At 62.7% G+C, this 16,626-nt stretch carries 18 protein-coding genes and 1 tRNA gene; 11 read left to right on the top strand and 8 right to left on the bottom strand.

Annotated features, from left to right (window positions below):
* Positions 1-26: 26 nt before the first annotated feature.
* Entirely contained in the window at positions 27-809 is a 783-nt protein-coding gene (locus tag ABI582_RS13255) for a hypothetical protein (RefSeq protein ID WP_442119392.1), read from the bottom strand.
* Between the two features lie 64 nt (positions 810-873).
* On the bottom strand, positions 874-1,836 hold the full coding sequence (locus ABI582_RS13250) for an alpha/beta hydrolase (protein ID WP_442119391.1): 963 nt from the start codon (positions 1,834-1,836) through the stop codon (positions 874-876).
* Between the two features lie 231 nt (positions 1,837-2,067).
* Between ABI582_RS13250 and aroC the strand changes: the two genes are divergently transcribed.
* The 3 genes from aroC to ABI582_RS13235 all read left to right on the top strand — a co-directional run bounded on the left by aroC (position 2,068) and on the right by ABI582_RS13235 (position 5,000).
* On the top strand, positions 2,068-3,159 hold the full coding sequence (aroC, locus tag ABI582_RS13245) for a chorismate synthase (RefSeq protein ID WP_338746456.1): 1,092 nt from the start codon (positions 2,068-2,070) through the stop codon (positions 3,157-3,159).
* Between the two features lie 150 nt (positions 3,160-3,309).
* On the top strand, positions 3,310-4,464 hold the full coding sequence (locus ABI582_RS13240) for an MFS transporter (protein ID WP_442119390.1): 1,155 nt from the start codon (positions 3,310-3,312) through the stop codon (positions 4,462-4,464).
* Positions 4,464-5,000: an oxidase gene (locus tag ABI582_RS13235; RefSeq protein WP_442119389.1), complete on the top strand. Its 537-nt coding sequence runs from the start codon at positions 4,464-4,466 to the stop codon at positions 4,998-5,000. Before ABI582_RS13240 ends, ABI582_RS13235 begins: the two co-directional genes overlap by 1 nt.
* 124 nt (positions 5,001-5,124) lie before the next feature.
* Here ABI582_RS13235 and ABI582_RS13230 read toward each other — a convergent pair whose 3' ends face one another.
* On the bottom strand, positions 5,125-5,397 hold the full coding sequence (locus ABI582_RS13230) for a DUF3509 domain-containing protein (protein WP_338746459.1): 273 nt from the start codon (positions 5,395-5,397) through the stop codon (positions 5,125-5,127).
* A gap of 266 nt (positions 5,398-5,663) precedes the next feature.
* Between ABI582_RS13230 and ABI582_RS13225 the strand changes: the two genes are divergently transcribed.
* A complete protein-coding gene (locus ABI582_RS13225; protein WP_338746460.1) occupies positions 5,664-6,188 on the top strand; it encodes an ankyrin repeat domain-containing protein in 525 nt (174 codons plus the stop codon).
* A 59-nt stretch (positions 6,189-6,247) separates the two neighbouring features.
* Positions 6,248-6,778, top strand: a complete 531-nt coding sequence (locus tag ABI582_RS13220) for a hypothetical protein (protein ID WP_338746461.1) — start codon at positions 6,248-6,250, stop codon at positions 6,776-6,778.
* A gap of 34 nt (positions 6,779-6,812) precedes the next feature.
* Here ABI582_RS13220 and ABI582_RS13215 read toward each other — a convergent pair whose 3' ends face one another.
* A complete protein-coding gene (locus ABI582_RS13215) occupies positions 6,813-7,751 on the bottom strand; it encodes a ZIP family metal transporter (protein ID WP_258655677.1) in 939 nt (312 codons plus the stop codon).
* 127 nt (positions 7,752-7,878) lie between these two features.
* On the opposite strand from ABI582_RS13215, the gene ABI582_RS13210 reads away from it, so the two are divergent.
* The 4 genes from ABI582_RS13210 to ABI582_RS13195 all read left to right on the top strand — a co-directional run bounded on the left by ABI582_RS13210 (position 7,879) and on the right by ABI582_RS13195 (position 11,250).
* The gene (locus ABI582_RS13210) at positions 7,879-8,070 is read left to right on the top strand and encodes a PLDc N-terminal domain-containing protein (RefSeq protein ID WP_012271091.1); all 192 of its coding nucleotides are present in this window, start codon (positions 7,879-7,881) and stop codon (positions 8,068-8,070) included.
* Between the two features lie 169 nt (positions 8,071-8,239).
* Positions 8,240-10,297: an LTA synthase family protein gene (locus tag ABI582_RS13205; protein ID WP_442119388.1), complete on the top strand. Its 2,058-nt coding sequence runs from the start codon at positions 8,240-8,242 to the stop codon at positions 10,295-10,297.
* A gap of 203 nt (positions 10,298-10,500) precedes the next feature.
* Positions 10,501-10,737: a hypothetical protein gene (locus ABI582_RS13200; protein ID WP_174370872.1), complete on the top strand. Its 237-nt coding sequence runs from the start codon at positions 10,501-10,503 to the stop codon at positions 10,735-10,737.
* A gap of 180 nt (positions 10,738-10,917) precedes the next feature.
* Positions 10,918-11,250, top strand: a complete 333-nt coding sequence (locus ABI582_RS13195; protein ID WP_016500954.1) for a ribonuclease E inhibitor RraB — start codon at positions 10,918-10,920, stop codon at positions 11,248-11,250.
* Positions 11,251-11,356: 106 nt separating this feature from the next.
* Here the strand turns inward: ABI582_RS13195 and ABI582_RS13190 are convergent, their stop codons facing one another.
* Positions 11,357-12,157 carry a c-type cytochrome gene (locus tag ABI582_RS13190; RefSeq protein WP_442119387.1) on the bottom strand — a complete coding sequence of 267 codons (801 nt, stop codon included), beginning with the start codon at positions 12,155-12,157 and terminating at the stop codon, positions 11,357-11,359.
* Between the two features lie 528 nt (positions 12,158-12,685).
* Here ABI582_RS13190 and ABI582_RS13185 point away from each other — a divergent pair.
* A complete protein-coding gene (locus tag ABI582_RS13185; protein WP_338746467.1) occupies positions 12,686-13,417 on the top strand; it encodes an amidotransferase in 732 nt (243 codons plus the stop codon).
* 115 nt (positions 13,418-13,532) lie between these two features.
* On the opposite strand, the gene ABI582_RS13180 is transcribed toward ABI582_RS13185, so the two are convergent.
* The 3 genes from ABI582_RS13180 to ABI582_RS13170 all read right to left on the bottom strand — a co-directional run bounded on the left by ABI582_RS13180 (position 13,533) and on the right by ABI582_RS13170 (position 16,207).
* Complete coding sequence (locus tag ABI582_RS13180) at positions 13,533-14,504, bottom strand: magnesium and cobalt transport protein CorA (protein WP_026034663.1); 972 nt, start codon at positions 14,502-14,504, stop codon at positions 13,533-13,535.
* A gap of 69 nt (positions 14,505-14,573) precedes the next feature.
* On the bottom strand, positions 14,574-15,287 hold the full coding sequence (locus tag ABI582_RS13175; RefSeq protein ID WP_442119386.1) for a lysophospholipid acyltransferase family protein: 714 nt from the start codon (positions 15,285-15,287) through the stop codon (positions 14,574-14,576).
* A gap of 230 nt (positions 15,288-15,517) precedes the next feature.
* Positions 15,518-16,207, bottom strand: a complete 690-nt coding sequence (locus ABI582_RS13170) for a crotonase/enoyl-CoA hydratase family protein (protein WP_442119385.1) — start codon at positions 16,205-16,207, stop codon at positions 15,518-15,520.
* Positions 16,208-16,405: 198 nt separating this feature from the next.
* Between ABI582_RS13170 and ABI582_RS13165 the strand changes: the two genes are divergently transcribed.
* Positions 16,406-16,495 (top strand) — tRNA-Ser (locus ABI582_RS13165).
* Positions 16,496-16,626 lie beyond the last annotated feature (131 nt).

Here is a 16,626-nt window from a genome sequence, read left to right as displayed (position 1 = left end):
CCCATCATCCACCCGCTCACGCGATATCAGCGGGTGGCTATCCAGATCAACAACCCCGCCTGAAACACCGCAAACGCCACTAGGCAGGTAATGGTAAAGCGCAGCCCACTGTCTTCGCGGTGATACTTGGCCACCCGCTCATCGCGCTCGCGCAGTTGCCCTTCCATTTCTTGCAACTGCTGGTCCGCCTGCTGCAGCAGGTTGGCGGCGTCCAGAATGTCCACCCGCTGCAAGCGCTCGTTGCTCCAGGCGGCCTTCAGCTGGCCGACGGTCATGTCCACGGTACGGCTCTTCAGGTGCTGACCGTCCTCGTACTCCACCTCGATACCCACCCCGCGCAAGCAGTGGTCACGGCGCAGGCGTGAGTCCTCGTTCAGGGCATCCTTGTTCGGCAGCGCCATGCCTTGCACCCGGTAGTGCGGCCATTTGCGCTGCAGCCACTGTGCGGCCTGGGCCAGCATGAAGCGGCCGATGCCACGGTTCACCGGCTCCAGTTGCAGGCCATGTTCACTGCCAATGCGCACCAGTCGCTCGGCATGGTCGACGCGGATATCCAGGCGGTTCTGCTCTTTGTGCACCTTTTGCCCGGGCAGCTGGATTTCCATGCGCAGCAGGCTGTGGGCCTTGTCGTGGCGCTCGGCATAGCCGAACTGCACAAAGCGCAGCGGCCGTGCGCCGGTGCTGCGGTCGGTGGGCAGAGCGGCCAGGCGCAGCAGCTGGAAGTGTTCGGCGGCCAGCTCGGCCCAAGGCAGGGCAGGGCTTTCCTGGGGTTCTTCGGCCGGCTCTACGGCGGCGGGGGCGGTGGTCATCAGGCTTGTCCTCGGCTATGCCTGCTGTATCGGCAGGCTTGCCGCGGACCTGAGCCCGCTTACCTCACGCCGAAGGCAAATGCTGGATGAACGTCACAATTCGCTCACCCAGCTCGCGCGCCAGTGGCAGCTCGGGGTTGAGGTAGCTGTCGCGCTGTTGGCTCATGTCCCTGGGGCTGATGCGCAGCATGTGGTTCATGCCGTCGATCAGTACAAGCTGCGCATCCGGCTTGGCCGCCTTCAGCCGTTCGGCGTCGTCCACGTCTACCTGCACGTCGTTGCGCCCCTGCACGATCAATGCGGGCATGGGCAGGCGGGCAAAGGCTGCCGCCGGGTTCTGCTGGAACAGCGAGATCAGGTACGGCTGCACGCTGGGGCGGAACACCTGGCGCAGTGGCGCAGGCACTTCAAGGCTGGTTTGCCCGGCCTGCAGGCGGTCGAGCAGGGCACTGCCACCGGCCAGTTGCGCCGGGGGCAGGCGCTGGGCCAGTTGCTCGCGCAGTACGTCGGCCAGCGGCCTGCCGCTCCCGGCCAGGGTGATCACTGCGCTGGCGCCGGCCTGTTCTGCGGCCAGGCTGGCGATCAGTGCGCCTTCGCTATGGCCGACCAGGATCAGCGGGCCGAAGCGCGGGTCGGCCTTGAGTTTGTGGCTCCAGGCGACCACATCGGCCACGTAGCGCTCTACGCTGAGGTCGCGCTCGTCGGGCGTGGCCGGCTGGCTGGCAGCCACCCCACGCTTGTCGTAGCGCACGCTGGCGATGTGCTCGTTGGCCAGCAGCAGGGCCAGGCGCTTGAGGTTGTCGATGCGGCCCGACGCCGGGTTGTTGCCGTCGCGGTCTGTGGGGCCGGAGCCCGCGATGATCAGCACCACCGGCGGCGGGGTGGCCTGTTGCGGCAGCAGCAGGCTGCCATGCAGCACGCCTTGGCCAGTGTCCAGGTCGATCGGGCGTTGCAGCACAGTGGGGGCGGCGGCCTGGACCAGGCCGGTGCACAGCAGGAAGAGCAAGGCGACGAGGCGCGACATCATGCGGTACTACATGGGGAGATGGAGGTTTGACCCAGTGTTTGCGGGAAGGTTCTGCGCATGGCAGGCCAGGCCCTTTCGCGGGTAAACCCGCTCCCACAGGGACCGCACAGTCTTTTGGGTATGTAGGGTAGCTGTGGGAGCGGGTTTACCCGCGAAGAGGCCCGCACAGGCAGCCCAACCATCTGTATACTGCCGCTTTCGTCCATTTCAGGCAGAACTCGCGGAGCGTCCATGTCCGGTAATACCTACGGCAAGCTGTTCACTGTCACCACCGCTGGCGAAAGCCATGGCCCGGCGTTGGTCGCCATTGTCGATGGATGCCCACCGGGCCTGGAAATTTCCCTGGCCGACCTGCAGCACGACCTGGACCGGCGCAAACCTGGCACCAGCCGGCACACCACCCAGCGCCAGGAAGCCGATGAGGTAGAAATCCTCTCCGGCGTGTTCGAAGGCCGCACCACCGGCTGCTCGATCGGCCTGCTGATCCGTAACACCGACCAGAAGTCCAAGGACTACTCGGCCATCAAGGACCTGTTCCGCCCGGCCCACGCCGACTACACCTACCATCACAAGTACGGCATCCGCGACTACCGCGGCGGTGGCCGCAGCTCGGCCCGCGAAACCGCCATGCGCGTAGCTGCCGGTGCCATCGCCAAGAAGTACCTGGCCAGCCAGGGCATCACCGTACGTGGCTACATGAGCCAGTTGGGCCCGATCGAAATCCCGTTCAAGACCTGGGAATCGGTGGAGCAGAACGCCTTCTTCAGCCCCGACCCGGACAAGGTGCCGGAGCTGGAGGCGTACATGGACCAGCTGCGCCGTGACCAGGACTCAGTGGGCGCCAAGATCACCGTGGTGGCCGAGGGTGTGATGCCGGGCCTGGGCGAACCGATCTTCGACCGCCTGGACGCAGAACTGGCCCACGCGCTGATGAGCATCAACGCGGTCAAGGGCGTGGAAATCGGCGCCGGCTTCGCCAGCGTGGCCCAGCGCGGCACCGAGCACCGTGACGAGCTCACCCCGGAAGGCTTCCTCAGCAACAACGCCGGCGGCATCCTGGGCGGCATTTCTTCGGGCCAGCCGATCGTTGCCCATCTGGCGCTGAAGCCGACCTCCAGCATCACCACCCCGGGCCGGTCGATAGACGTCGACGGCAACCCGGTGGACGTCATCACCAAAGGCCGCCACGACCCGTGCGTGGGCATCCGCGCCACGCCGATCGCGGAGGCGATGATGGCCATCGCGCTGATGGACCACCTGCTGCGCCACCGCGCGCAGAATGCCGATGTGAAGGTAACCACCCCGGTGCTGGGCCAGCTCTGACCTTGTTGCTCGCGCCGGCCCGCTCTTTGTAGGAGCAGCCTTGTGCTGCGAAAGGGCCGGTGCAGCAAGCACACTTCTCTATGGCGACACCGGCCCTTTCGCAGCACAAGGCTGCTCCTACAGGTGGGTGCCGGTTCAGACGGTAAATCCATGCAACCCATCCCCTACTGGCGCCTGTCCAGCTTCTACCTCTTCTACTTCGCCTTGTTAGGCTCCACCGCCCCCTTCCTGGCGCTGTACTTCGACCACCTGGGCTTCTCCCCGGCGCGCATCGGCGAGCTGGTGGCCATCCCCATGCTGATGCGCTGCATCGCCCCCAACCTGTGGGGCTGGCTGGGCGACCGTACCGGCCAGCGCTTGCTGATCGTGCGGCTGGGCGCGTTGTCTACCCTGGCCACCTTCGCCCTGATCTTCTTTGGCAAAAGCTATGCCTGGCTGGCGCTGGTAATGGCCCTGCATGCATTCTTCTGGCATGCGGTGCTGCCGCAGTTCGAGGTCATCACCCTGGCCCACCTGCACGGGCAAACAGCGCGCTACAGCCAGGTGCGGCTGTGGGGTTCTATCGGCTTCATCCTGACGGTGGTCGGCCTGGGCCGCCTGTTCGAATGGCTGAGCCTGGATATCTATCCCGTGGCCCTGGTCACGATCATGGCCGGTATTGTCGCCGCCAGCCTGTGGGTGCCAAACGCCCAGCCGGTGGAGCAGGGCGAGCGCAGCGGCGCGGGTGGCTTTGTGCAGCAGTTGCGTGCCCCGGGGGTGATCGCGTTCTACGCCTGTGTGGCGCTGATGCAGCTCAGCCATGGGCCGTACTACACCTTTCTTACCCTGCACCTGGAGCATCTGGGCTACAGCCGCAGTGCCATTGGCCTGCTATGGGCGCTGGGGGTGGTGGCCGAGGTGCTCATGTTCATGGTCATGAGTCGGCTGTTCGCGCGCTTTAGTGTGCAGCGCGTATTGCTGGTCAGCTTTCTGCTGGCGGCGCTGCGTTGGTTGTTGCTCGGCAACCTGGCCCAGGAACCGGCTGTGCTGATCTTCGCCCAGCTGCTGCACGCGGCTACCTTTGGCTGCTTCCACGCTGCCAGCATTGCTTTCGTGCAGGCCAGTTTCGGCGCCCGCCAGCAGGGCCAGGGCCAGGCGTTGTACGCGGCGCTGTCGGGCACTGGCGGCGCACTGGGCGCGTTGTATTCGGGCTACAGCTGGAAATTGCTGGGCCCCACCTTCACCTTTGGTATGGCCAGTGCCGCAGCCTTGGCTGCAGCCGTTATCATTGCCCTTTGTTCGCAATCGACCAGGACCCGCCCCTGATGAGCATTCTCAGCGTTTTCCACCCCGCCAGCCCGGAACTGCCGAACAAGGTGCTGACCCACCACGAGGACATCGCCGCCACCCTGGCCGAACATGGTGTGCGTTTTACCCACCGCGAGCATGGCCTGCGGGTGCGGCCCGGCACAGCGCAAGACGAGGTGCTGGACGTATGCCGTGAGCATCTGGACCAGTTGATGACGGCACATGGCAGCAAGGCCTACGTGTTGTTGAACCGTGACGGTGAAGCCCCGGTGCAGGCCGATGTACGCGATGAGCATGTGCATGACGCGGAAGAGGTGTTTGCCGTGATCAGCGGGCGTGCACAGGTTGGCCTGCGGTTGGGCGACTGGGTGTATTCGGTGCTGTGCGAGAAGGGTGACCAGCTGGTGGTGCCGGCTGGGACGCGGCGCTGGGTAGAGTTGGGCGATACGCCGTTTTGCCTGGCGCTGCGCCTCTACGGTAGCGAGGAGGCGATGCAGCCGCGGTTTACCGGGGATGTGACTGCGCGGGCGTTTTTCGGGATTGACCAGTTCTGATGGCCTTGCCGTCCTCTTCGCAGCACAAGGCTGCTCCTACAGGAGATCGCGTCCGGTCGGCGATCGCGTTCACTTGTAGGAGCAGCCTTGTGCTGCGAAGAGGCCAGATCAGGCAACAAAAAACTCAGCGATAGGTCGGCAAGGCAAACCGTTGCTGGCTCTGCAGCATGGTAATCACTGGCAACTCGCTGGCCTGTTCAGCCAGGTCACGGCGGATGGCGCTGATCGCCCAGGACAGTTGCTCGGCATTGTGCAGTTGCGCATAGGTCAGCACGCGGCGGGTGACCTTGTTGTCAGCTGCACGCAGGGTCAACAGCACGCCGCCATCAGGGCGGGCCTGGGTGCTCACCTGATAGGCCGGAAATACCGAAACGAACTTTTGCTGGATGAGGTCCATATCAACTCCTGACTGTGGTGTGGCAGACATGAGTTGATGGTTGCAGCGACCGTGCCAGAACTTGAAATTCGGAAAAACTCAGTAAATACAGGCTGTTACGGGGGGCTTGCGGCGGCTTCACCGTGCAGGTTGCATGGTCGTGCATTTTGCACAGTGCATTTTGCACGGATCCGGCTTTACCTATGGGCCCTATAGAATCTGAACCTTTGACCACAATGGCGTGCCTGACAAACACTTGGGCAATCATTTATGCCAGGAGGTTCCCGATGTCCACCCAAACCGCGCCAGCCACCATGACCGATGACGAAACCGCTGCGTTCGCCGAGCAAGTGTTCGAACGTGCCCGCCAGGGCGATGCCGAAATGCTCGGCCGCCTGCTTGCCAGCGGCCTGCCGGCCAACCTGCGCAACCACAAGGGCGACACGCTGCTGATGCTGGCCAGCTACCACGGCCACCACGAGGCGGTGCGCGTGCTACTGGCGCAAGGTGCCGACCCGCTGATTGCCAACGACAATGGCCAGTTGCCCATTGCCGGAGCCGCTTTCAAGGGTGACCTGGCCATGATCCGCTTGCTGCTGGAGCATGGCGTGCCGGTGGACGCCGCCGCGCAGGACGGGCGCACCGCGCTGATGCTGGCGGCCATGTTCAACCGTAGCGAAATCCTTGAATACCTGCTGGCCCAGGGCGCCGACCCGGCGCGCCAGGATGCCCGCGGCGCCACCGCGCTGATGGCCGCGCAAACCATGGGCGCAGTCGACACTGCCGCGCGCCTGCAAGCGCTGGCCGGCTAACCGCCAGGGGGCATTTGCGGCTATCCTTGGCGACTTTTCACCCGTCGCAGGCCCCTTTCATGAAAACTCAGTTGCTCGAATTCATCAGCCTCATTGGCGCCGGCTGCATGCGTGAGGCCGACATCGAGCGCATCGCCGACGAAGCCGCCCAGGCCTACGCCGATCCAGCCGCTTTCCTGGCCGCCAACCCCGACATCAACTATGACGACAGCTTCCCCATGCCGCTGGGCGAATGGGTGGTGCTGGGCAGCCTGCCGGACACTGTAGTGTTCCAGGCTGACAGCTATCAGGACCTGTTCCAGCAGATCAGCGACTCGTTCGACAGCAGCGTGCCATTTACCCTCAAGCCCAAGCAACTGGCCCGCACCGAGCCACTGACTGCGCTCAACCGCATCCAGGTGCAGATGGGCGCGTTGAACAAAGAGGCCGGTGGGTATGTGTTGCTCAACTTCAGCCAGTTGCTGGATGACGAGCTGCAGGTGGTGATGGTGGGCCAGAACGACCTGGCGCGGGTGCTGGAGCTTGGCGCCGAGCTGGGCATCAAGGTCGAGCCGGCCCTGGAAGCCCTGAAAGTCGCTGTACACATTTAAAGCCAGGCGCGGTCCCACAGGCCGGTGTTCAGCTTCAGCCCAGCGCGGTATCCAGAAACATCATCACCGCAAACCCACCCATCAAGCCCAGGGTCGCCGCCGTCTGGTGCCCGTTGCGGTGGGTTTCGGGGATCACCTCATGGCTTACCACAAAGATCATCGCCCCCGCGGCCAGCCCCATGCTGATCGGGTAGGCGAGGGCAAACCCGGTCGAGATCCCCAGCCCGATCACCGCCCCCAGCGGCTCCATCAGCCCAGACCCTATCGCAACCAGCGCAGCTTTCATGTTCGACAGCCCGGTGGCGCGCAGGGCCAGGGCGACGGCCAGCCCCTCAGGGATGTCCTGAATGGCGATGGCGCTGGTCAGCGGCAGGCCAATGTTCATGTCGCCGTTGGCGAAGCTCACCCCAATCGCCATGCCTTCGGGCAGGTTGTGCAGGGTGATCGCCAGCACAAACAGCCACACCCGGCTGATACGCTCGGCCTCCGGGCCGCACGGGCCCGTGCTTTCGTGCTCATGCGGGGTGAAACGGTCCAGGCCCAGCATCAGCAGCACGCCCAGGCCCATGCCCAGCACCACGGTAAAGGCCGCAGCCGGGCCGTTGCCGGTGATCTCGCGGGCGGCGTCCAGGCCCGGCAGAATCAGCGAGAACGAACTGGCCGCCAGCATCATGCCAGCGGCAAAACCCAGCATCACATCCTGGTTGCGGGCGCTGACATCGCGCAGCACCACGGCCAGCACCGCACCCAGCGCGGTGGCGCCAAAGCCGGACAACCCGCCCAGCACGGCCAAGTGCAGGTTGTCGGCGTGGTCGCCGTTAACCGCGTTCCAGAAGCTGGCGGCCAGCAGTGCGATCACAGCCAGCAGGCTCAACCCCAGGCCGGCACTGAGCCAAGGGGTGTTGGCAACCTGCTGGCGCCAGGCGTGCAGCAGTGAAGAAGGGGCGGCGCTTTGGCTGTGTGCGGGGGGCATGCGAACCTCGAATCAATTATTGCAGTCAGTCTACTCAGGGACCTGCGCCGACGGCCAAGGATTCCCTTCTATTGGTGCGATAGCTGGCTATGCTGTGGAGCAAAGCCTCTGGGCAAGGAGTTTAAGCATGGGGTCTACATTCAACAGCCTGGTCGGGCTGATCATTCTGGCGCTGGATATCTGGGCCATCCTCAATGTGATCAAGAGCGGCAGCGAGGTGGGTATCAAGGTGTTGTGGATCTTGTTGATCGCACTGCTGCCGGTGGTGGGGCTGGTGATCTGGGCGATTGCCGGGCCGCGGGGGAACGTGCGCATCTGAACCCTGTGAGGTGCTCATGGTGGAAGCGGCCGGTGAAACCGACATAAGCGGTAATGGGGCCGTGACAAAATTTTCACATTGGTTTAAACAGAATCCGCACCCGCACAATGCTGCGTTGGTCTAGCACCAGCGCCTCTTCGCAAACCGCAATCCTAGGACCTTCCCATTCATGGCTAACACGGACGCCTTGAAGCAACAGGGCGCGCGAACGTCGTTTTCGCCGACCCTGAAATCCCACTTGGCCTACACGCTGCTCAGCGGCCTGGTGATCATGCTGATGCTCAGCCTGGTGCGCCTGGCGCTGCTGGTCTACAACAGCGACATGATCGGCGATACCCCTTATTCGACTGTCGCCGAAGGCTTCCTCAACGGCTTGCGCTTCGACCTGCGGGTAGTGGTTTACCTCAGCATTCCGCTGCTGCTGGCCATCCTCAGCCCCTGGGCGATGGCCCGGCGTGGCGTGTTCCGCTTCTGGCTGACCCTCACCTCGAGCGTGGTGATGTTCCTTGGCCTGATGGAAATGGACTTCTACCGCGAGTTTCACCAGCGGCTCAACGGCCTGGTGTTCCAGTACATCAAGGAAGACCCTAAAACCGTCATGAGCATGCTCTGGTACGGTTTCCCGGTGGTGCGCTACCTGCTGGCCTGGGCCTTCGGCACCTGGCTGCTGAGCCTGCTGTTCAAAGGGATCGACCGCGCCACCCGTGGCGATGGCCTGCACCGCGTTGCCCCGTGGTACAAACGCGTGGCGGTGTTCATGGTGATTTTGCTGGTGGCCGTGGTCGCTGCCCGTGGCACCCTGCGTCAAGGCCCGCCAATGCGCTGGGGTGATGCCTTTACCACCGACTCCAACTTCGTCAACCAGCTGGGCCTGAACGGCACCCTGACCCTGATCGACGCCGCCAAGAGCCGCTTCGGCGAAGACCGCGCCAACATCTGGAAGCCGGTGCTGGAGCAGAACGTGGCCACGCAAAGCGTGCGCGAGCAGCTGCTGACCCCCCACGATACACTGGTCGATGCCGACGAGGCTGCCATCCGCCGCGACTTCGTGCCGCCGGCCGAGCGCACCCTGCCGATCAAGAACGTGGTGGTGATCCTGATGGAGAGCTTCGCCGGCCACTCGGTGGGCGCGCTGGGCAGCCCCAACAACATCACCCCGTACTTCGACAAGCTGGCCAAAGAAGGCCTGCTGTTCGACCGCTTCTTCTCCAACGGTACCCATACCCACCAGGGCATGTTCGCCACCATGGCCTGCTTCCCCAACCTGCCAGGCTTCGAATACCTGATGCAGACCCCGGAAGGTGGCCACAAGCTGTCTGGCTTGCCGGCACTGCTCAGCGCCCGCGATTACGACGACGTTTACGTCTACAACGGCGATTTTGCCTGGGATAACCAGTCCGGGTTCTTCGGCAACCAGGGAATGACCACCTTCATCGGCCGTAACGACTTCGTCAACCCGGTGTTCTCCGACCCGACCTGGGGCGTGTCCGACCAGGACATGTTCGACCGCGGCAACGAGGAGCTGGCCAAGCACGACGGCAAGAAGCCGATCTACGCGTTGCTGCAGACGCTGTCCAACCACACCCCGTACGCGCTGCCCAAGGACCTGCCGGTCGAGAAGGTCACCGGGCAAGGCCGCCTGGACGAGCACCTCACTGCCATGCGTTATTCGGACTGGGCGCTGGGCCAGTTCTTCGAGAAGGCGCGCAAAGAGCCTTACTTCAAGGAAACACTGTTCGTCATCGTCGGCGACCATGGTTTTGGCAACCACCAGCAAGTCACCGAGCTGGACCTGGGCCGTTTCAACGTGCCGCTGCTGCTGATTGCCCCGGGCATTCAGGAGAAGTTTGGCGCGGTGAACCACACCGTGGGCACCCAGGTCGACATCGTGCCGACCATCATGGGCCGCCTGGGTGGCGAGGCCCGCCACCAGTGCTGGGGCCGCGACCTGCTCAACCTGCCTGAGGGTGACCAGGGCATGGGCATGATCAAGCCTTCGGGCAGCGAGCAGATCGTCGGCCTGGTGCAGGGCGACCGCATCCTGATCGAGTCCAAGGACATGACCCCGCGCATGTATCGCTACCAGTTGGGCAGCGAGTTCAAGGCCGAGCTGATCGAAAGCCCGGACCAGCCGGAAATGCTGAAGAAGCTGGAAGCGTATATCCAGACGGCGACCAAGAGCCTGCTGGATAACACTGCCGGTGTGGTACACGGCACACCGAAGTAAGGCTGCAAAAGGGGCCGCTTTGCGGCTCATTCGCGGGGCAAGCCCGCTCCCACAGGGATATCATCGCAATCCCGCCGTTGATATCTCTGTCGGAGCGGGCTTGCCCCGCGAAGAGGCCCTTACAGACTGAACATTCTCCCAGCCCCAAGGTCAGTTGATCAGGCATCACACCTTGGTGTCTCTGGATTGGGAGGACTTGTTCAATGAAAGAGTGGGAAGTCACTTTTGCCGATCAAAAAGGCGAACCGTCCACCGTAGTGCTGCGGGCTGAGCTGCGCCCCAGCGAAGAGGAAGCCGCGCGGGCCATTCGTTCGCAACTGTTCCCGGTAATGGACGAGCTGGACCTCAACGACTTCCAGGACCGCACCATCTCCCCGACCGCCCGCTGGCTCAAGGAGCATAGTGGGGTGACCATCACCAGCATCCACGAAGCGCCTTGACCCACACGTTTGCGTGGCGCCTGTTCAGGCGCTACGATGATGAAAGGTGCCTGCCTATTCTGCGGGTTGGCGCCGTTTCAATTCGCGTCTTGCATCAGCTCGAACTGTTCGGCCATTGATTGCCGGCAGGTGCGTAGTGCACGGAAAGTCTATCCATTGCTTTATTCAGGAGGACGATTCATGAGCAGCCAGAACGACGATATCAGCACCAACGTCCTGCGCCAGATGAAAGCAGGCGGTTTCGACTTCACCCAGATCCACCCCATCGAGTTCTATGCCGTATTCCCCGACGAAGCAGGGGCACGCCGTGCCGCGGGGCAGTTTCGTGGCGAATCGCTCAATGCCCAGGTGAAAGAGCTGGGCGACGGTGCCTGGCACCTGGAACTGAGCAAGGTCATGTACGCCACCTACGGCGGTATTGGCGACTTTGAAGAGACCTTTGAGCAGCTGGTGACACCTTATGGGGGGGAGGTGGAAGGGTGGGGCGTCAAGCACGAACGGCAGACCGCCTGAAGGTATCGTTGCCTTTTTCGCGGGGCTCCCAGAGGTATCTCACAATGTTTAGCCCTGTGGTGATCCTGTGGGAGCGGGCAAGCCCGCGAAAAAGCACACGCTGCGCTTACGGTTTGCGCCCAGCCATATGCCCCAGATAGGCCAGCAACGCATCCAGCTCCTGTTCACTCAGCACACTTTCACTAAACCCCGGCATCTTCGCCTGTGGCCACTGCCGCAGGCTCTGCGGGTCGCGAATCAATTGGCGCAAATAACCCGGTTGAAAATACTCGGTCGGGTTGTGCGGCACATTCAAATCCGGCCCCATCTGCGCATCTCCGGCACCGTTCAGGCGGTGGCACGCCATGCAGTTTTGCTGAAACAGGGAAAAGCCCTGGCGCACGGGGCTGTCGGCTGGCAATTTCGGGTCAGGCAGCAAGGCCGGGAACCGGGTTTCGACTGTGGCCAGTTTACGAAGGGTAGAAATCTGGAATGGCCACTGCTCCGGGCGGATGCCGCTAGCTTGGGGTTCAGTCCACACGAGATAAAACGGCCCCGCGCTGGGTTTGCCCTTGCCCAGTGCGGGCCACGGCTTGTCGGCGTCTTCCACGGCCAGCCAGGCCCGTGCCGGCCCTTGCTGCAGCAGCGGTGCGGCGGGCATTTCGGCGGCAAAGCCATCCAGTGCCACAGCTTGCAGGTGATCGCTGGGGCTCACGCCTACAAGCAGCGTGGCCAACGGCACCGCCCGATAGTGCATGGGGCGCTTGTAGGAAACATCCTGATCGACGTTGATATCCTGGGCCTGTGGGTGGCCGAGCAACTCGGCGCTGCTCCACTCGCGCGCGCTGGCGCCCAGTTCAAGGTGCAGTTGCGCCGCCGACAGCGGCAGGCTCAGGAACAACGCAAACAGGGCAAGGCAGTGGCGCATGGGCAATCTCCGACTATCAGGGCCGGCAGGTTACCTGTGCGATGCCTGTTGGCGCCACCGCCGCTGTCAGCCGAACAAACGTGTCAGGTTCGGCAAGATCAACAGCAAAGTGGTGGCAAAGAGAATGAGCCCAGCTTGGCGAATTTTCGATTGTCTGAACATGGCGGACCGCCTTCTTGTTGTTATTCCTGAATACCCGTTGGCTTCCTTGTCGCGCTTCGGGTCGATCACAGTGGCGCCGCGTGGCGCCTGAACTTCCTGCCTCCTGAAAGTGGATATACAACCAACAGTAGGGTGTGTGTGATGCATGTTTGAGAACCCTTTGTTCTAATTGTGTGGTTCGGCGATTTCCAATAGCTATGAGGCCATGTGCCATCCGGCTGGCATCCTCTGACTAGACAGTGGCGCAGGTGCCAGATGCGTACCGATGAAATGTGACCGTTCGTCAGTGCAGCCTACTTGCTTGTACGTGTCTTTCGCGTCAGTCTCTACAGCAGATTCCCACCCATGTCGTTCAGGACTACCCCTATGTCGTTACGCATCTGCATCCTTGAAACCGATGTCCTGCGACCGGAGTTGACGGCGCAGTACCAGGGCTACGGCAGGATGTTCGAGCAGCTCTTCTCGCGTCAGCCGATCGCCGCCGAATTTTATGTCTACAACGTGATGCACGGCGACTACCCCGCCGACAATGAAGTGTTCGATGCTTACCTTGTGACGGGCAGCAAGGCCGATTCGTTCGGTACCGATGCCTGGATCCAGACGCTGAAGGCCTACTTGCTGAAGCTGTACGAGCGTGGCGAGAAACTGCTGGGTGTGTGTTTTGGCCATCAGTTGCTGGCGTTGACCCTGGGTGGCAAGGCCGAGCGGGCAGAGAAGGGCTGGGGCGTGGGCATCCATCGCTACTCGCTGGCGGCCCATGCGCCGTGGATGGACCCGGAGGTGTCGGAGCTGACCTTGCTGATCAGCCACCAGGACCAGGTGACCGAACTGCCGGAAGGCGCCACGGTGATTGCTTCAAGCGATTTCTGCCCGAATGCGGCGTACCACATTCGTGACCAGGTGCTGTGCTTCCAGGGCCACCCGGAGTTCGTGCACGACTATTCCCGCGCGCTGCTGGATGCCCGTCAGGAGTACCTGGGGGATGAGGTGTACCACAAGGCCGTGGCCAGCCTGGCCACCGAGCACCAGGGCGACCTGGTGGGGGAGTGGATGATGCGCTTTGTCCAGCAGCCGGCGAGTAAAGATAACGCAGCGTGATGACCGGGGGCTGCTGCGCAGCCCATCGCGGCACAAGGCCGCTCCTACAGATTGATCGCGATCCCTGTAGGAGCGGCCTTGTGCCGCGATGGGCCGCAAAGCGGCCCCGGCAATCTCAGAGCCAGCCAGACTTCTTGAAGCTGGCAAACAGCCCCGTACACCCCAGCACGATTACCCCCAGAACCCCGAAGTACCCGTAGTGCCACCCCAGCTCCGGCATGTTCTGAAAGTTCATCCCGTAAATCCCGGCAATCGCCGTAGGGAACGCCAGGATCGCCGCCCAGGCCGCGAACTTGCGTTGCACGATGCTCTGCCGTGACGACTCCAGCAGCATGCCGATCTCGATGGTCTGGCTGGCGATATCGCGGATGCTGACCAGGTCTTCCATCTGCCGTGTCACGTGGATCTGCACGTCACGAAAATACGGGCGCATGTTCTTGTCGATAAACGGGAAGCTCAGGCGCTGCAACTCCTCGCTTATCTCCACCATCGGCGCCACATAGCGGCGCAGGCGCAGGATGTCGCGGCGCAGGCTGTGCAGGCGGCGGATGTCGTCTTCCTGCAACGAACCGCCGAGCACGCTTTGCTCCAGCTCTTCGATCTCGCCATGAATGGCCTCGCTGACCGGCTGGTAGTTCTCGGTGACGAAGTCGAGCAGGGCGTACAGCACAAAGTCTTCACCGTGCTCCAGCAGCAGTGGCCGGGCCTCGCAGCGCTGCCGCACCAGGGCGTAGGACTTGGAGTGGCCATTTCGGCAGGTGATGATGTAGCCGTTGCCGGCAAAGATATGGGTTTCGATGAACTCCAGCTTGCCTTCGTGGCGCACTGGCGAGTAGGTGACGATGAACAGCGCGTCGCCAAAAGTTTCCAGTTTGGGCCGGCTGTGCTTTTCCAGGGCGTCTTCGATGGCCAGTTCGTGCAGGTTGAACTGGCATTGCAGGTTGGCCAGCTCCTCGGCGTTGGGCTCTTCCAGGCCGATCCACACAAAGTGCCCCGGCTTGCGCGCCCACTCGCTGCCTTCGTCGATGCTGATGTTGGTGACTTTTCTGCCGGCGCTATACACCGCCGATGCCACGACTCGACCCATGGTTGCCCGCTTATTCCGGTTGAACACGGGGTACAGCTTGGGCCGTACCCGGCCCAAGAGCAACCCGCTTCAGGCCAGCTCGTGTTCCATACGGTCGATGCATTGCTGCATCTGCACCCGGCACTGCTCGATCAGCGCCGGAATGTCCTGTTGAGTCATGCCGGCGGTGGCAATGGGCGGCAGCGAGCGCACCACGACCGTGCGCTGGCGCCAGCTGTTCAGGTTCATGCGCGTGGCGTAGCGGCTGACGCACACCGGCACAATTGGCGCACCCGCCTCGATGGCCATGTGGAACGCGCCTTTCTTGAATGCCAGCAAGTGTTCGCCAGGGTTACGCGTGCCTTCTGGGAATACCCAGATCGAGGTGTCGTCCTGCAGCACGCGGGTGGTTTTCTGCAGCGCCTTGCGCGCCTGGTAGCTGTTCTTGCGGTCGATCAACACGTTGCCGCCCAGCCAGAACAGCTGGCCGAACAGCGGCACCCAGCCCAGGCTCTTCTTGCCGATGGCCACGGTGCGTTGTGGTACAACCTGGCCCAGTACGAACAGGTCGAAGTTGGATTGGTGGTTGGCGATGATCACGCAACCGGGGGGCTGGTCCCATAGCGGGCCGACCTCAGCCTTGACCTTGATGCGCAGCAGCCAGGTAGCCGGCCGGCTGTAGAGGTGGGCGAATACGCGGCTGTTGTCGGGGTTGAAGGGGCGGCACAGGCCAATGACCAGGCCCACAGCGCCAACCACAAGGAAATGCAGCGCCAGCAGAAGCATGCGCAAGGAATAAAGCATGGTACGACTCACACCAGACGGTCGCCGGAGTGTACGGGTGTGCACTGGTTGGGGCAAATTCAGGTGCTGCGCCCACTTTCCCTGTAGGAGCGGCCTTGTGCCGCGAAAGGGCCGCAAAGCGGCCCCACATTTCCAGCTTCGCTGCAAGGATTGCTGGGGCCGCTTTGCGGCCCTTTCGCGGCACAAGGCCGCTCCTACAGGGACCGTGAGCGCAGGGGGGAAGTCGATTATTAGCCCATATGGTGCTGGTCTAGCTCGATCGCCTTGTCCAGCGCCTCCAGCAGGCTTTTGCGCACTTTCAGCTTGGTGTTCTTGTGCGCCAGCATGTTCAGCTTCTTCAATTCACGCGCCACTGTCAGTGCCGCTTCTTGCAGCTGCTCGGCCGGCACCACCTTGTCGAGGAAGCCGGCATCAACCGCCGCGTGCGGGTCGAACACTTCGGCATTGATCACCGAGCGGTGGAAAGCTGAGCGGCGCAGGCGGTCGCGGGCCAGTTCGATACCGGCATGGTGCATGGTCATGCCGATCTGCACTTCGTTCAGACACACCTTGTACGGGCCTTCGACGCCAATGCGGTAATCGGCCGACAGCAGCAGGAAGGCACCTTTGGCCACGGCATTGCCCGGGCAGGCAACCACCACCGGGAACGGGTGCGACAGCAGGCGGCGGGCGAGGGTGGAGCCGGCGGTGACCAGGCTGATGGCCTCTTTCGGGCCGCTGGTCATCACCTTGAGGTCGTAACCACCCGACAGGATGCCTGGCTGCCCGGTGATGATCACCACTGCACGGTCTTCGATCGCGCGGTCGAGCGCGGCGTTGAAGGCGGTGATGACGTCCGGCGAGATGGCGTTGACCTTGCCGTTGTTCAGGGTCAGGGTGGCGATGCCGTCTTCGGCGTGGTAGGTAATCAGCTCGCTCATGGCAGAGTCCTTTTGTTGGCGTGGCGACGACGTTACCCAGCGCCAGAGGCCAGGTAAAGCAGCAAGGCTGACTGGTCGGTCAGTGTTCACCGCGGTCCAAATGCAAATACATGAAAAATTTGAAAAAAGTGCTTGCCAAAGGGAATGTCTTTCACTAAATTAGCGCACCTCGACGGGCCGCAAGGCTTGAAGAGAAACGGTGAAGTGTCCGAGTGGTCGAAGGAGCACGCCTGGAAAGTGTGTATACGAGAAATCGTATCAAGGGTTCAAATCCCTTCTTCACCGCCACATTCTACGAAGAGCCCCCGCGCTGAAAAGCACGGGGGCTTTTTGTTTTCAGGGCCATTGGGGCCGCTTTGCGGCCCATTCGCAGCGCAAGGCTGCTCCTACAGGAGGGCGCGAGCCCTGCAACTGGCGCA

Origin of the sequence: Pseudomonas sp. SAS7 (assembly GCF_052112345.1) — a bacterium.
GTDB lineage: Bacteria > Pseudomonadota > Gammaproteobacteria > Pseudomonadales > Pseudomonadaceae > Aquipseudomonas > Aquipseudomonas putida_Q.
The sequence above is the reverse complement of the archived record's forward strand: the minus strand, read 5'-3'. Positions and strand labels throughout refer to the sequence as shown.

What these genes read in the sequence shown, in the direction of transcription:
- ABI582_RS13255 (WP_442119392.1), bottom strand. Translation starts at nt 809, where the DNA reads ATGACCACCGCCCCCGCCGCCGTAGAGCCGGCCGAAGAACCCCAGGAA.
- ABI582_RS13250 (WP_442119391.1), bottom strand. Translation starts at nt 1,836, where the DNA reads ATGATGTCGCGCCTCGTCGCCTTGCTCTTCCTGCTGTGCACCGGCCTG.
- aroC (WP_338746456.1), top strand. Translation starts at nt 2,068, where the DNA reads ATGTCCGGTAATACCTACGGCAAGCTGTTCACTGTCACCACCGCTGGC.
- ABI582_RS13240 (WP_442119390.1), top strand. Translation starts at nt 3,310, where the DNA reads ATGCAACCCATCCCCTACTGGCGCCTGTCCAGCTTCTACCTCTTCTAC.
- ABI582_RS13235 (WP_442119389.1), top strand. Translation starts at nt 4,464, where the DNA reads ATGAGCATTCTCAGCGTTTTCCACCCCGCCAGCCCGGAACTGCCGAAC.
- ABI582_RS13230 (WP_338746459.1), bottom strand. Translation starts at nt 5,397, where the DNA reads ATGGACCTCATCCAGCAAAAGTTCGTTTCGGTATTTCCGGCCTATCAG.
- ABI582_RS13225 (WP_338746460.1), top strand. Translation starts at nt 5,664, where the DNA reads ATGTCCACCCAAACCGCGCCAGCCACCATGACCGATGACGAAACCGCT.
- ABI582_RS13220 (WP_338746461.1), top strand. Translation starts at nt 6,248, where the DNA reads ATGAAAACTCAGTTGCTCGAATTCATCAGCCTCATTGGCGCCGGCTGC.
- ABI582_RS13215 (WP_258655677.1), bottom strand. Translation starts at nt 7,751, where the DNA reads ATGCCCCCCGCACACAGCCAAAGCGCCGCCCCTTCTTCACTGCTGCAC.
- ABI582_RS13210 (WP_012271091.1), top strand. Translation starts at nt 7,879, where the DNA reads ATGGGGTCTACATTCAACAGCCTGGTCGGGCTGATCATTCTGGCGCTG.
- ABI582_RS13205 (WP_442119388.1), top strand. Translation starts at nt 8,240, where the DNA reads ATGGCTAACACGGACGCCTTGAAGCAACAGGGCGCGCGAACGTCGTTT.
- ABI582_RS13200 (WP_174370872.1), top strand. Translation starts at nt 10,501, where the DNA reads ATGAAAGAGTGGGAAGTCACTTTTGCCGATCAAAAAGGCGAACCGTCC.
- ABI582_RS13195 (WP_016500954.1), top strand. Translation starts at nt 10,918, where the DNA reads ATGAGCAGCCAGAACGACGATATCAGCACCAACGTCCTGCGCCAGATG.
- ABI582_RS13190 (WP_442119387.1), bottom strand. Translation starts at nt 12,157, where the DNA reads ATGCGCCACTGCCTTGCCCTGTTTGCGTTGTTCCTGAGCCTGCCGCTG.
- ABI582_RS13185 (WP_338746467.1), top strand. Translation starts at nt 12,686, where the DNA reads ATGTCGTTACGCATCTGCATCCTTGAAACCGATGTCCTGCGACCGGAG.
- ABI582_RS13180 (WP_026034663.1), bottom strand. Translation starts at nt 14,504, where the DNA reads ATGGGTCGAGTCGTGGCATCGGCGGTGTATAGCGCCGGCAGAAAAGTC.
- ABI582_RS13175 (WP_442119386.1), bottom strand. Translation starts at nt 15,287, where the DNA reads ATGCTTTATTCCTTGCGCATGCTTCTGCTGGCGCTGCATTTCCTTGTG.
- ABI582_RS13170 (WP_442119385.1), bottom strand. Translation starts at nt 16,207, where the DNA reads ATGAGCGAGCTGATTACCTACCACGCCGAAGACGGCATCGCCACCCTG.